This window comes from Nonomuraea bangladeshensis (assembly GCF_039529455.1).
Lineage (GTDB): Bacteria > Actinomycetota > Actinomycetes > Streptosporangiales > Streptosporangiaceae > Nonomuraea > Nonomuraea bangladeshensis.
On sequence record NZ_BAAAMV010000009.1, the window covers coordinates 423395 to 436947 of the forward strand.

At 72.4% G+C, this 13553-nt stretch carries 12 protein-coding genes; 5 read left to right on the top strand and 7 right to left on the bottom strand.

Annotation, left to right across the window (positions count from 1 at the left end):
- The 6 genes from ABD292_RS31290 to ABD292_RS31315 all read right to left on the bottom strand — a co-directional run bounded on the left by ABD292_RS31290 (position 1) and on the right by ABD292_RS31315 (position 7666).
- On the bottom strand, positions 1 to 1110 hold the full coding sequence (locus tag ABD292_RS31290; RefSeq protein ID WP_344213612.1) for a C40 family peptidase: 1110 nt from the start codon (positions 1108 to 1110) through the stop codon (positions 1 to 3).
- Positions 1111 to 1191: 81 nt separating this feature from the next.
- Positions 1192 to 3051 carry a hypothetical protein gene (locus ABD292_RS31295; RefSeq protein ID WP_344213613.1) on the bottom strand — a complete coding sequence of 620 codons (1860 nt, stop codon included), beginning with the start codon at positions 3049 to 3051 and terminating at the stop codon, positions 1192 to 1194.
- A 104-nt stretch (positions 3052 to 3155) separates the two neighbouring features.
- Positions 3156 to 3875 (bottom strand): hypothetical protein, encoded by a 720-nt coding sequence (locus ABD292_RS31300; RefSeq protein WP_344213615.1) that lies wholly within the window; start codon positions 3873 to 3875, stop codon positions 3156 to 3158.
- Between the two features lie 144 nt (positions 3876 to 4019).
- Positions 4020 to 5630, bottom strand: a complete 1611-nt coding sequence (locus ABD292_RS31305; protein ID WP_344213617.1) for an ABC-F family ATP-binding cassette domain-containing protein — start codon at positions 5628 to 5630, stop codon at positions 4020 to 4022.
- Positions 5631 to 5675: 45 nt separating this feature from the next.
- Positions 5676 to 6611 carry a phage baseplate protein gene (locus ABD292_RS31310; RefSeq protein WP_344213619.1) on the bottom strand — a complete coding sequence of 312 codons (936 nt, stop codon included), beginning with the start codon at positions 6609 to 6611 and terminating at the stop codon, positions 5676 to 5678.
- 86 nt (positions 6612 to 6697) lie between these two features.
- The gene (locus tag ABD292_RS31315) at positions 6698 to 7666 is read right to left on the bottom strand and encodes a DUF8094 domain-containing protein (RefSeq protein ID WP_344213621.1); all 969 of its coding nucleotides are present in this window, start codon (positions 7664 to 7666) and stop codon (positions 6698 to 6700) included.
- 169 nt (positions 7667 to 7835) lie between these two features.
- On the opposite strand from ABD292_RS31315, the gene ABD292_RS31320 reads away from it, so the two are divergent.
- From ABD292_RS31320 to ABD292_RS31340, 5 genes are all read left to right on the top strand, one after another.
- Positions 7836 to 8957 carry a glycoside hydrolase family 183 protein gene (locus ABD292_RS31320; RefSeq protein ID WP_344213623.1) on the top strand — a complete coding sequence of 374 codons (1122 nt, stop codon included), beginning with the start codon at positions 7836 to 7838 and terminating at the stop codon, positions 8955 to 8957.
- Positions 8954 to 9967 carry a DUF4432 family protein gene (locus ABD292_RS31325; RefSeq protein ID WP_344213625.1) on the top strand — a complete coding sequence of 338 codons (1014 nt, stop codon included), beginning with the start codon at positions 8954 to 8956 and terminating at the stop codon, positions 9965 to 9967. The genes ABD292_RS31320 and ABD292_RS31325 overlap by 4 nt, the downstream gene beginning before the upstream one ends.
- Positions 9964 to 10734 carry an SDR family NAD(P)-dependent oxidoreductase gene (locus tag ABD292_RS31330; protein WP_344213627.1) on the top strand — a complete coding sequence of 257 codons (771 nt, stop codon included), beginning with the start codon at positions 9964 to 9966 and terminating at the stop codon, positions 10732 to 10734. The genes ABD292_RS31325 and ABD292_RS31330 overlap by 4 nt, the downstream gene beginning before the upstream one ends.
- A 109-nt stretch (positions 10735 to 10843) precedes the next feature.
- Positions 10844 to 11266 (top strand): peptidase inhibitor family I36 protein, encoded by a 423-nt coding sequence (locus tag ABD292_RS31335; protein WP_344213629.1) that lies wholly within the window; start codon positions 10844 to 10846, stop codon positions 11264 to 11266.
- 68 nt (positions 11267 to 11334) lie between these two features.
- On the top strand, positions 11335 to 12153 hold the full coding sequence (locus tag ABD292_RS31340; RefSeq protein WP_344213631.1) for a hypothetical protein: 819 nt from the start codon (positions 11335 to 11337) through the stop codon (positions 12151 to 12153).
- Here the strand turns inward: ABD292_RS31340 and ABD292_RS31345 are convergent.
- On the bottom strand, positions 12112 to 13548 hold the full coding sequence (locus ABD292_RS31345) for a S10 family peptidase (RefSeq protein WP_344213633.1): 1437 nt from the start codon (positions 13546 to 13548) through the stop codon (positions 12112 to 12114). The genes ABD292_RS31340 and ABD292_RS31345 overlap by 42 nt on opposite strands.
- Positions 13549 to 13553 lie beyond the last annotated feature (5 nt).

The window sequence follows — 13553 nt, forward strand, 5'->3', positions numbered from 1 at the left end:
TCACAGGGGCCTGGTGGCGCCCACCAGGTCCCCCCGCCAGATGGAGGCCACCCGCACCACGTCGCCGGTCTGCGGGGCGTGCACCATCAGGCCGCGGCCCACGTAGATCCCGACATGGTGGATCGTGCTCGGGTCGCTCGTCACGTGCGCGAAGAACAGCAGGTCGCCGCGGCGTAGCTGGTCGAGCGGGACGTGCGGGCCGGCCGTCCACTGGGTGCCCGTCCAGTGGTCGAGCGCGACGCCGGCCCGCTCCCACGCGCGCATGGTCAGGCCCGAGCAGTCGAAGGTCGCGGGGCCGTCGGCCGCCCACACGTACGGCTTGCCGAGCTGGGTGAGCGCCCAGTCGGCCGCCACGTCGCCCATCGCCGAGCCGCCGGTCATCAGCCCGGCGGCGGAGGCGGCCACCGCCCGCCGCCTGGCCAGCAGGTCGGCCCGCGTGCGGGCGGCGTCCACCCGGCGCTGCAGGCGGTGCTCGCGGGCCCGCAACGCCGTCGTCTCGCGGCGCTGATTCTCCACCGCCTCCCTGGCGGCGTCCTTCGCCGCGCGGGCGCGTTCGGCCATCACCTGCTGCTCCGCCCGCGCCTCCGCCGCCTGCGTCCGCAGGATCGCGGCCACCTGCTGGGCGTCGCGGAGCCTCGCGAGCATCGCCGCCCGCTCGCCGCTGAGCTGGCCGAGCACGCTCGCGCGGTGCAGCGCGCCCTCGTCGTCGCCGTGGTCGGTGAGCAGGCCGAGGATCGGGCCCAGCATGCCGAGTCCGCCGTACGCCTCGGCGGCGAGCAGCGCGACCGGCTGCCTGGCCCGTTCGACCTCGGCGTCGGCGGCGGCCAGGCGGGCCTGGGTCTCGCGGGCCTTCTCCTCGGCGGCGCGCAGGCTCACCAGCTGGCCGTTGTAGGCCTCGACCAGCCGCTCCACGTGGGCGGCCAGGGTGGCGAGCCGGGACTGCGCCGTAGCCAGCCTGGCGCTGGTGGTGGCGAGGGCGAGGGAGCGTTCGCGTACGGTCTGGCGGGCCTTGCGGAGGTCGTGGGCGCCGGGGCGCGGCTCGGGGTGGGCGGCCGGGCACAGGGCCACCAGGAGGCAGCCCGCCAGCAGCGTGGCCCGAATCGTGCGCATAGGTCCCCCCGAAAACAATGGTGACTCTATGCACACGATTCCCACCTGTTTCGCTCACGTAACGTGACGGAGCGGCCCGGGTCACGGGGTCGTGGCCGACGGCTCCTCGGCGGTGGCTGTCGTGGTCGGCGCGGTCGGTGCCGTGGTCGGCGGCTCGGGCGAGGACGCGGGCGGTGCCGTGGTCGGCGGCGTGGTCGGCTCCTGTGTCGGAGGCTGCGTCGGCGCCTCGGTGACCGTCGGGGTCGGCCGCGGCGGCAGGCAGTGCGGACGGAAGCGGCCCCGGCAGGGGCGGTCGGGCCGGCCGTGGTGCGAGGGCGTGGCCGAGCTGCCCGGGATCGGGCCGCGAGGGCCGTGCGGGTTGCCGGGGTCACGGGGATTGCCGGGATTTCGTGGATCGCCGGGATCGATCGGGCTGGGCGACTCGGCGGCGGCGGGATCGCCGGGCCGGCGGTCGGGCGGACCGGCTTTCGGCTCCGTCGGGTCGCCGGCGGCAGGGGGACGGCCGGTCGGCGCGGAGCGCGTGACGACGGCGGCCGGCTCGGCCGCCGCCGGGATGCCCGTGGCGTTCGCGACGGGCTCCACGGTCACGGGAGCGTCCTCGGGGCGGTCCTGCCAGGGCAGACGTACGGCGGGCGGCTCACCCGCGGGCGGGAACGCGGCCGTCGCCACGTCCGAGACGACGCCGTCGCGGCCGAGCCCTTGGAGGATGACCGCTATCGCCACCACGGCCCCGACCGCCGCCAGGAGGCACGCCAGCGCCCGCGGCCACCGCCGAGCCGCCTTCTTCTGGGGGAGGGGAAACCCGGCGACGCCCAGGCGCGAGGTGCGGCGGGCGACGTACCGGCGGTAGGGCGCGAGCTCGGGGTCGGCGAAGCAGCTCAGCACCCGCAGCCGCAGCGCGTCGGGCAGCTCCGGCTTCGGGAGCAGCTCGAAGACCTTGGCCGCGGCGACCTGCCGGCCCCGGCGCGGGGCGCAGATCGCGCACTCCGACAGGTGGCGGACCAGCCGCTCGCGCTTCTCCGTGGTCAGGCGGCCGGAGAAGCCCCTCAGGATGGCGGCCCGGCGCGGGCAGTCGCCCGGGTCCTGGCCGGCGAGGAGTTCGACGGTGATGGCGTCGCGCAGGCGGCGGAGCGCGGCCTCGCGCGCGGGCTCGACCTGGCGGCCGGGGATGCCGAGCACCAGGGCCAGCTCGGCGTCCGGCAGCTCGTGCTGGATCGTCAGCTCCAGCAGCTCGCGGTCGGCGGGCGGCAGGCTGTGCACGGCGTCCCACGCCATGATCTGCAGCCGCGAGTCCCCCGGGCCGTCCGGCAACTCGCCCAAGGGCCACTCGGCGTCCGGCGTCCACTCGGCGTCGGGCGCGCCGGCGCCTGGTGCGCCAGAGGCGGACGTGCCGACGGCGGGCGGGACGGGGGCGGGCGGGACAGCGGCAGGTGGGACGGGGGCGGGTGAACCTGGGGATCGCGGACCGGCGCCCGACGAGGCGGAGCCGGGCGAGCCCGAGGATGGCGGGGTGGAGGAGGGCGGGGTGGAGCCGGGCAAGCCCGAGGAGGGCGAGCCAGAGGAGGGCGGGCTGAAGCCGGGCAAGCCCGAGCCGGCCGCCCCCGAACCTGCCGCTCCCGAACCTGCCGCTCCCGAGCCGGCCGCGCCGGAGCTGGGCGGGGTCGAGGAGGGTGGGGTGCGGGTGGTGGCGGTGCGGCGGCGGAGGCATTCGGCGCGGGCCAGGGCGTACAGCCAGGACCGCAGCCGGGCGGGCTCGGCCAGGGCGTCGGCGTGCGCCTCGGCGGCGATGAGCGCGTCGCGGAGCGCCACCTGGGCGGCGTCCGCGTCGCGGAGGAGGGACCGGCAGTAGCGGTAGACGCCCTCCGCGTACGCGTCGTAGAGCACGGCTGGGGCTCCGGGATCGCGGGCGCGAAGGGCTTCCACCAGGTTGCGGTCGTTCATATGACCGAGGGTAATGGATTGGTAACTAATAGTTCTACCGTTTCCGCGCCGATGGCATCGCTTGTCGCGCTACCACCAAGAATTACATGCCGACTTTTCGGTATCTATTGCTGAGTATCCGCAATGATTTGCGTGCGCCGATCCTCCGCGAACGGCTCGGTCGTCGGCTTCACCGTGTGCACCGGCACCGCCCCGGCCAGCGCCAGGTCCTCGAAGGGCCGCCCGGTGGAGCCCCACGTACGGGCCGTGACGTCGGTCCTGGCCACGTCGGTGCCGCGGGGCAGCCCCGAGACGGTCAGGATGAAGCGGGGCGGGCTGCCGGCTTTGACGTCGTCCACGAACGTGCTGCCGCCGCCGAGCAATTTGCCCGCCTTGTCGCGCAGCAGCGCGTTCACCACCAGACTTCCGGCCACCAGCTGGTACGGATTTCCCACATATCCCGTAATAAGGTAAGAACCGTCTTTCTGGCGCATTGTCTGCACCCGAGTGACGGGAAACCGCTGAAACGCGGACGGGACCCGCGCCGCCTGCCGCCACTGCGCGGGACGGTACTGGATCGACACCTTGGCGGGCCGCTCGGCGGCGGTCGCCTGGCCGGTGAACTCCAGCGTCCCGCCCGGCGGCACGGCGTCGAGCGGCTGGTCCAGCCGGACGACCTCCGCGCCCTTGGCGTCCTGGCCGACGATCGTGGCCACCACGTGCTCGCCGAAGTGCCACGGGTTGGCGTTGCTGAGCACGCCGGCCCAGCTGACGGCGTACCCGTCCGCCGACTTGGCGATGGTCGAGACCTGTTCCTTGAGCGCGAGAGGCTTGAGCTCCTGCACGGGCTGCTTCTCGCTGGAGCACGCCGCGAGGCAGATCGCCCCGAGTGCGAGAAGGCTGACGGTTCGGCTGCGTGGGATCACTTTGCCGTGATAACCCGCGCATGGGCACGGCCGGCGGTGACACGCGCCAGCCGTACCAACTCTTTAACGCGGGCGCGCCACCCTGGTCTCGTCCCACACCGGCTGCGGCGACTCGTAGACGTTGCCGTCGGAGCCGAAGACGAGGTAGCGGTCGAAGTCGGCGGCGAACCAGCGGTCGTGGGTGACCGCCAGCACCGTGCCGTCGAAGGCGTCGAGCCCCGCCTGCAGCGCCTCGGCGCTGGCCAGGTCGAGGTTGTCGGTCGGCTCGTCGAGCAGCAGCAGCGTCGCCCCGGACAGCTCCAGCAGCAGGATCTGCAGCCGGGCCTGCTGGCCGCCGGACAGCGTCTCGAACCGCTGCTCGGCGACCCGGCCGGCCAGCTCGTAGCGGGCGAGGGCCTTCATGGCCTCGTTCTTGAGCCGGGCGTGCTCGGTCATGACGATCTCGACCGGGGTGCGGCCTCTCAGATCGGGCCTAGCGTGGGTCTGGGCGAAGTGGCCGGGCACCACGCGGGCGCCCAGCCGGGCCACGCCCTCGTGCGCGACCGGCTCGCCGGCGACCAGGCGCAGGAAGTGGGACTTGCCCGAGCCGTTGGAGCCGAGCACCGCGACCCGTTCGCCGTACCAGACCTCCAGGTCGAACGGGCGCATGAGCCCGGTCAGCTCCAGCCGCTCGCAGATCACCGCGCGCTTGCCGGTGCGTCCGCCGCGCAGCCGCATCCGGATGTTCTGCTCGGCGGGGGCCACCTCGGGCGGGCCCGCCTCCTCGAACCTGCGCAGCCGCGTCTGGGCCGCGTGGTAGGCGGGGGCCATGCCGTCGTTGTACCTGGCCTTGTTCTTCAACATGTTGACCAGGGCCTTGAGCTTGGCGTGCTCCTCGTCCCAGCGCCGGCGCAGCTCGTCCAGGCGCTCGTTGCGGGCCTTGCGCGCCTCGGCGTACGTCCCGAAGCCGCCGCCGTGGATCCACACCCCGCCGGACTCGACCGTGACGATCCGGTCGGCGGCGTTGGCGAGGAGCTGGCGGTCGTGGCTGACCAGCAGCACCGTCTTCGGCGTCTCCCTGAGCTGCTGCTCCAGCCACTCCTTGCCGGGCACGTCGAGGTAGTTGTCGGGCTCGTCGAGCAGCAGGGTCTGGTCGGGGCCGCGCAGCAGCGCCTCCAGCACGAGCCGCTTCTGCTCGCCGCCGGACAGCGTCGCCACGTCCCGGTATTTCACCCGCTCGTACGGCACCCCGAGCGCCGCCACCGTGCAGGTGTCCCAGAGCACCTCGATCTCGTAGCCGCCCGCGTCGGTGTAGTCGGCGATGGCCTGCGCGTAACGCATCTGCGTCTTCTCGTCGTCGCGCTCCATCATCGCCAGCTCGGCCGCGTCGAGCCGCTCGGCGGCCTGCCGCACGGCCGGCGGCGCGACGCCGAGCAGCAGCTCGCGCACCCCGCTGCCGTCGCGCACGCTGCCGATGAACTGGCGCATCACGCCGAGACCGCCGGAGCTCGTGACCGAGCCGTCCACCGGCTGGAGGTCGCCGGCGATCAGGCGCAGCAGCGTCGTCTTGCCCGCGCCGTTGGGCCCGACGAGTGCCGCCTTGACGCCTTCGCCGATGCGGAAGGAGACGTCGTTGAGCAGAGGGCGCCCGTCGGGCAGCACGTATGTCAGATGTCCTACTTCGACGTGGCCCACCCGCGCAGGCTATCCGGGCGCTTCCGCCCCTCGCATCCGATTTTTCTACACGAGCGCGCTCTTGTAGAAGATGCTCGCCCTGCGCGCCCCCGACGCCCCGGAGGCCAGGCCCAGGCACAGCCGGGGAGCGCCCGAGACGATCTGGATCGCCATGCCCTCGGGCTCGCGGTGGTCGAGCGACTTGCCGGCCTGGGTGAGCGAGCGTTGCACCTGCTCCCCGGTACGCAGGTCGACGCAGGTGATGTAGGTGTTGCCCGGCGCGGGGTTGGAGGCGCTGTAGGCGGTGCCGTCCAGCAGGTAGAGATAGTCGCCGTAGGCGGCGTAGCCCTGGAAGACGCCGAGCCCGGACGGCTGCGCGACGTCGTACAGCTTGTCCTTCCCGCCCGCCTTGACGGCCGACAGCGCGTAGACCGCGTACCGCATCTGGCCGTCGAGCAGGTAGCGCATGACCAGGCGGCCGGTCGAGGGGTCGATCGCGCAGGTGGTGTTGGTCGCGCCGGAGATCAGCGTGTATTTGGTGACGCCGGAGGAGGACGGCGTCAGCGTGCGCCCGTCGGCGAAGGAGAAGCGGGCCAGCCGCCTGCCCCACATGGCGCCCGAGCTGTCGGGCGCGGCGTCGGTCTCCGTCCAGAGGACGCCCGGCGACTCGACGCCGATCTGCACCCCGTGGCCGAAGCCCTTGAGATACATGTGGCCGAGCACCGCGCCCGACAGGCTGAGCCTGGTCAGGCAGAGGTCGCCGGCCGCGGCCGAGGCGGCGCCGTTCTTGAGCTGGACCGCGTAGATGTGCCCCTTCGGGTTGTCGAAGGCGAACGACTGCAGCACGGTCTCGTCGTACAGAGCCTTCTTCCAGATGAGCTGGGTGGCGGGTGCGGCCAGGTCGAAGCGGCCGGCGGCGGCCGAGGCACGCGACGTGCCCGCGGCGACGGTCGCGGCGAGTCCCGCGCCGATCGTGAGCAGACCGCGACGGCTCAACGACATGTGACCTCCACTCGGGGTGTTTCGCGGAGTCAACACCCTAGTGGGCGAAGATCGGAAAAGACTGCGAAAAGCACGATCTCGCCGCGCTAGCGGCCACTGCCCGACGTGATGCCGCTGTAGGAACCGATCACCTCGACCTGGCCGGGTCCGGCCGTCCTCGGCGGGATGTGGGCGACGATCTGGATCAGCTCGGTGAACTTCATGTACGTGTAGTACTTGCCGGGCAGGAACCCGCTGTTCTTCTGCTGGACGTAGTTGCGCTGCGGCCCCTGGCGTACGTCATAGCGCCGGGTCCGTTCGACGGTGGTGAAGGCGAGCGCTCCGCCGTCGGCCGTGCGCACGGCGTAGGAGGGATACGCGGCGGCCGGGCGGGCGCTCTCGGTGAGCTTGGCGTACGGGGCCATCTTGATGCGGGTGCTCGCGGCGCCGGTGGTGAGCCGGTCGGCGGCGAAGCGGCTCTTGGACGCCGCGGCGCCCTTGCCCACCAGGTGGGCGGCGTAGCTCCTGGCGAACGCGGCGGGCGACATCATCAGCCCGGCGGCATCGGCCTGGGCCACTTCCACGGCCGCTCCCGAGGCGTCCTTCGCGATCTCGGGGAGTTCGTCCACGGCCTGGTCGCTGAAGACGTCGGGGGCGTACATCTGCAGCCACGACTCGCCGTCGCGGGCGAACAGCAGGTACGTCGGCTCCTTGGCGGTTTCCTTCTTGCCCTTCCAGTACGCCGTGGTCACGAACCAGCCCCCACCCTTGACGGCCGCCACGGTGGGAGTGGGCTGGGTGTAGCCGAACGGCTCGTGGTCGCGGTCGCCGAGCTTGAGCTGGGAGAGGTAGCCCGCCTTGTCGATGGCGAGGCTGGAGCCGCCCTCGTAGCCCGCCAGCAGTTTGGCGCTCATGGCCTTGTTGGCGGCGTTGTTGCGCTTCACGTAGTCCGCCAGGAACGCGGCGATCCCCTCGGGCGTGCCGGGCCCGGCCGAGGCCGCCGGCGTGCTGGTGGGCGATGCGGCCGGGGTCTGCGCCTTCGGCCCGATCCCTGGCAGGACTGAGCACCCAGCCATTGCCCAGCACCCCACCAACCACATGAATCGCCGCATCGAGTCAACCTCACCAACTTTTCCTGTCAAAGCGCACAAAGCTAGCAGCTACTCGGGAGAAGCCCGGGGACCCTGGACAGCAAGTGATCTAATGACTAGAACTGTAGGGAACCTCACCCCCCTAGGAACCACCATGACGCGATTCCGTCCCGCCCTCGCACCCCTGGCCATCGCGTTGCTCGGGTTCACGGCGGTGCCGCTCCCGGCCGCCGCCGCGCCCCCCGCCGCCTGCACCCCCGCCGTGGTCGCCAGCGCGACCACGGACGCCCGGCTGACCAATTTGTTCACCGCGTACGGCAACGACAACAGCCGCCTGGACGACTGGACCGGCGCCGACGGCACCTACTCGCTCCGGCTGCCGAGCGGCAAGGAGCTGTGGATCTTCTCCGACACCTTCCTCGGCCAGGTCAACGCGGACGGCTCGCGCCCGCCCGTGGTCGAGGAGGGCGGCACGACGGTCTTCCTCAACAACTCCTTCGCCGTCGAGCGCGACGGCCGCCTGTCCACCATCCACGACGGCACCGCCGCCAAGCCGACGGCCGTGATGCCGCCGCGCGACGAGAACCACTGGTACTGGGCCGGCGACGCGACGCTGGCGGGCGGCATCGTCGAGGCCACCTACCAGGAGTACGAGCGTTTCGGCACCGGCGCGTGGGACTGGCGCTGGCACCGCAACGTGGTCGCCAGGTTCGCCCCCGGGCGGCTGGAGCGGCCGATCAGCGTGCACGACCTGCCCTCGGGGCACGGCGTCGCCTGGGCCTCCGCCACGCTCAAGGACGGCGGTTACACCTACGTGTACGGGGTCGAGGACCTGGGCTCGCCGAAGTACATGCACCTGGCGCGGGTGCGGGGGCAGAGCCTGCTGGGGACGTGGGAGTTCCTGACGGCGGAGGGCACGTGGTCGCGGAACGAGACCGACTCGGCGCGGATCATGAGCGGGGTGGCGAACGAGTACAGCGTCACCAAGGTCGGATCCTCGTATGTCCTGATCACGCATGACACGTCCGAGCCGCTGAGCCCCAACATCGTGGCCTACACCTCGTGCTCCCCCGCCGGGCCGTTCACCGGCAGGCAGCACGTCTACACGACGCCCGAGACCGGCGGGAACATCTTCACCTACAACGCCCACGCCCATCCCGACGTGGCGGGGGACGGGCTCGTGGTGTCGTACAACGTCAACAGCTTCGTCAACACCGACCACTACCGCGACGTCACCATCTACCGTCCCCGCTTCCTGGACGTGACCTTCAGGTGAGGCGCAACTGGGGGGCTCGGCTGCGGGAGGTCGTGCTCGGCGGCCTGCGGGCCGTCGAGTTGGAGAACGAGTCGCTGCGGGTAACCGTCCTGGCCGACAAGGGCGGGGACGTGGTGGAGTTCCTGCACAAGCCCACCGACACCGACTTCGTCTGGCTCTCGCCGCAGGGCCTGCGCAGTCCGCGCGACCACCTCCAGGGCGCGGCCGACGACGTCGCCCAGTTCGTGGACCACTACGAGGGCGGCTGGCAGGAGGTCTTCCCGAACGGCGGCGCGCCCAGCGAGTACGAGGGCGCACGGCTGGCCCAGCACGGGGAGGTCGCGGGGCTGCCGTGGTCGTACGAGATCGTCGCCGACCGCGAGGACGAGGTCGCGGTCCGGCTCGCGGTGCGGACGCGGCGGCTGCCGTACCGGCTGGAGAAGGTGCTCCGGCTGCGGGCGGGCACGGCCGCGCTGGAGGTCGAGGGGGCGGCCACGAACGACTCCCCGGTCCCGCTGCACGCCATGTGGGGTCAGCACATCGTGTACGGCCGGCCGTTCCTGCGCCCGGGGGCCAGGATCAGGCTGCCGGAGGGCGTGCGGGTGATCCCGCACGCGAGCGCGATCGGCGCCGGCGGGCGGCGGGTGCGCGCGGGCGGGCCGTGGGAGTGGCCGCTGGTCCCCGCCGACGCGGGCGGGGTGACGGATCTGAGCGTGGTGCAGGAGCCGGGGTCGCCGAGCGACATCGTGTACGTGACGGGCTTCGGCGACACAGGTTGGTACGAAATTTCCGAAAATATCGGCATGCGGGTGGAGTGGGATGCCACGCTCCTCCCCTACCTGTGGATGTGGCAGGAGCTGGGCGCGTCCACCGGCTACCCCTGGTGGGGACGGGCGTACACGGTGGGCCTCGAACCGTTCTCCAGCCTGCCGACCGACGGCCTCGCCGCCGCGGTGGCCAACGGGACGGCCCTCGCCCTAGGCCCCCACGAGACGAAGAGGTTGCGGATGCGCGCGGAGGTGCTGGCGTGAGCGAGTTCGACGGCAAGGTGGCGCTGGTCACGGGCGGCTCGACGGGGATCGGGCGGGCGGTGGTCGACCGGCTGGCCGCCGCAGGCGCGTCCGTGGTGTTCTGCGGGGTGGACCAGGATGCCGAGCTCGACGGCGAGCGGGTCGTCGGCCGGGTCGCCGACGTGCGGCGCGCCGACCAGATGCGCGACCTGGTGGAGCTGGCCGTGTCCAGGTTCGGCGGGCTCGACGTCGTGGTGACCTGCGCGGGCGTGCAGCGCTACGGCACCGTCGAGGACACCCCCGAGGAGGTCTGGGACGAGGTCCTGGACATCAACCTCAAGGGCGTCTACCTCACCTGCAAGGCCGCCGTCCCCCGGCTCAGGGAGCGCGGCGGCGGCTCGATCGTGCTCATGTCGTCGGTGCAGGCGTTCTCCTCGCAGGCCCAGGTGGCGGCCTACACCGCGAGCAAGGCCGCGATCAACGGCCTGACCAGGGCCATGGCGCTCGACCACGCGGCCGACGGCATCAGGGTCAACGTGGTGTGCCCGGGGTCGGTGGACACGCCGATGCTGCGCTGGGCGGCCGACCTGTGGCGGGGCGAGCTGTCGCAGGAGGAGCAGGTCCGGCAGTGGGGGCGGGCGCATCCGCTGGGCCGGGTGGGGCGGGCGGAGGAGGTGGCGGAGCTGGTCGCCTTCCTCGCCGGGCCGCGCTCGTCGTTCATCACCGGGGCCGAGCACCGCGTGGACGGCGGCCTGCTGGCGCAGAACCCGGCCGCGCTCCCCGAATAGGCGTTTTTCCTTTCCTGAATGGCAAGAATTGCGTCAACGCCGAGAACTCACAGGTCACTCCCGCGATTGGGTGGTCGCGACAACCCACCCGACAGAAGGAGAGACCCTCGTGAGGCTCAGCAAAAAGGCCGCCGGCTTCGTCGTAGCGGCCGCCGCCCTGTTCACCGTGGCCGCCCCGGCCGCGAGCGCGCTGGCCAGCCCCCGTTCGACCTGCTACGGCGGGCGCGTCTGCCTGTACGCGGGCTTCGACTACAACCGCGGGCAGACCGACCTCTGGCGCGACTTCGTCGCCGACGACGCGAACTTCGCCGACAACAACTGGCTGAACTGGGACTTCAGCAATTCCTGGCGAAGCATCGACAACGACACCAGCTCGGTGCGCAACCGCGTCGGTTGCAGCGCCACGCTCTGGCAGCACCCGGGTTACACGGGCGCGCACAGCACCTTCACCCACAACTCCAACGACGGGTTCCTGGAGAACAACGCCATCGGCAACAACCGCGCCAGCTCGCTCGACATCTGGTGCCGCTGACCGTGAACGCAGGCGCCGGTTCCCGGAACTGGCCGCTGGGAACCGGCTGTCGCGCTCTTCTCGCAGGCATGTCACTGCTGGCCGTGACCGCCTGCGGGGCGGAGGAGCCGGCCGCACCGGTGAGCACCACCACGCCGCTGACGCTGCCCTTCGACGCGTACAAGACCACCCCCGAGCAGCGGGCCACGCTGGGGAACGCGCACAACCTGCTGGTGGCGCGGTGCATGCGCGAGCGGGGCGTCGCCGTCGAGCCGCCCGCCGAGGACCCGGCGCTCCTCGCCGCGCTCGACCCGGGCAACTCCCGCCGCTACGGCGTCACCGACACCGCGGCGGCCGGCCGCTACGGCTACCACCTCGCCCGCCCGCCGTCCCCCGACACGACCGCCGCCTGGGCCGAGCTGCCCGCCGCCACGCAGAGCCACCTGTACGGCGCCGGCGAGCGGCGCGGCTGCCTGGACCGGGCCTCGCTCGTCCTGGAGCGCGGCGCGCGCAAGGCGGACTGGCCGTGGCTCTCCCGCCAGGACGTGCTCACGCTGGAGCGCTCCGCCAAGGCTCCCGAGGTGGTCGCGGCGGCCGGCCGCTGGCGGGCGTGCATGAGCCGGGCCGGCCACGACTACCCGTCGCCCGAGGCGGCCATCACCGACAGCCGCTGGAACCTCGACGAGCGGGCCGTCACCGAGGACGAGAAGCGGACCGCGGTCGCCGACACGCGGTGCAAGTGGTCCTCGGGCCTGGTCGCCGCCTGGCACGCGGCCGACGCGGCGCTGCAGCGGGCGCTGGTCCGCGACAACGCCGCCCGCTTCGCCGCGCTCCGCGCCGATCTGGCGTACCGGCTGCGGCGGGCCTCAGCCGTTCTCGCCGCGCACGAAAGCGGCCAGGTCGGCTGACTGGCGCAGCCGGCTGGGCTCGTGGACGTACATCATGTGCCCGGCCTCGTAGTAGGCGAACTCGACGTTGCCCGCCAGCTCGGGCGGCACCGGCAGGTGCGCGAAGCTGTGCTCGGCCGCGAAGTACGGCGTCGCGCCGTCGTGGTAGCCGCAGGCCACGTGCACCCGCAGGTGCGGGTTGGCCCGCATGGCCGCCGCCAGCTTGTCGACGACCTGCACGTGCGCGCCCTCGAACTCCTTGTACGACCACGGGTGCACCCGCGAGGTGAGCAGCTCGTACGGCAGGTCGTTCGCGTAGTCCAGCTCGGTCCGCAGGTAGTGGTTGAGCGCGGCGCTGTACGGCCCCATGATCGCGTTCATGCTGGGGTCGGCCGTGAAGTGCTCGCGCCCGGCGTCGGGGTCCCAGCCGACGAAGCGGCCGTCGAGCCGCCCGACGACCTGGCGGCGCGAGCGCAGCAGCTCGGTGAAGAACCTGATGTGCTCGACGCGCAGGTCCACCCGGTCGACGTAGTCCTCGCTCAGCCCGGTCAGCGCGGCGATCTTCGCGACGGCGGCGGCGCGCTCCTCCGGGGTGAGGCGGGCGCCGCGGGCCAGCGCCCACGGGTAGTCGCGGGCGGCGTACTCCTCGGCCTCGCGCAGCACGTCGGCGAGCGGCCGGTCGCCGTGCAGCCCGTGGTAGTGGGCGATGGCGGCGTAGGTCGGCAGGTAGAGGGCGTAGGCGAGGTCGTTGCCCTGGTTGAAGTCGCCGGTGATGAAGTCGAGCACCGAGGAGATCAGCATGACGCCGTTGAGGTACATGCCGTAGCGCGACTGCAGGTGGTCGGCGAGGCCGGCCGCCCTGACGGTGCCGTACGACTCGCCGGCGAGGAACTTCGGCGACATCCAGCGGCCGTTCCTGGTGGTCCAGAGCCGGATGATCTCGCCGACCGACTCCAGGTCGCCGGTGAAGCCGTGGTACGGCTCCGCCTTCTCCCCTTCGGCGGCCCGCGAGTAGCCGGTGGAGACCGGGTCGATGAAGACGAGGTCGCTCACCGTGAGCAGGGTCTCCTCGTTGTCGGCCAGCCCGTACGGGGGCGGCAGCAACGCTCCCGCGTCGCCCATCACCACCCGGCGCGGCCCCAGCACACCGAGGTGCAGCCACACGCTGGACGAGCCGGGCCCGCCGTTGAAGGCGAAGGTGACGGGCCGGCTCGCGGGGTCGGCGCCGTCCAGCGTGTACGCCGTCACGAAGACCTCGGCCTTCGGCCGGAGCCCGTCGAACCTGCCTTCGGTGAACACCTCCTCGCGCAGCACCATCGTGCCGGTCACGGCGGTGTACGTCTGGCCGGAGGGGAGGGAGTGGGAGGTGGTCACCAGGTTGTCAGCGGGAGGGGCAGGCTGTGATGTTTCCGACATAGCGC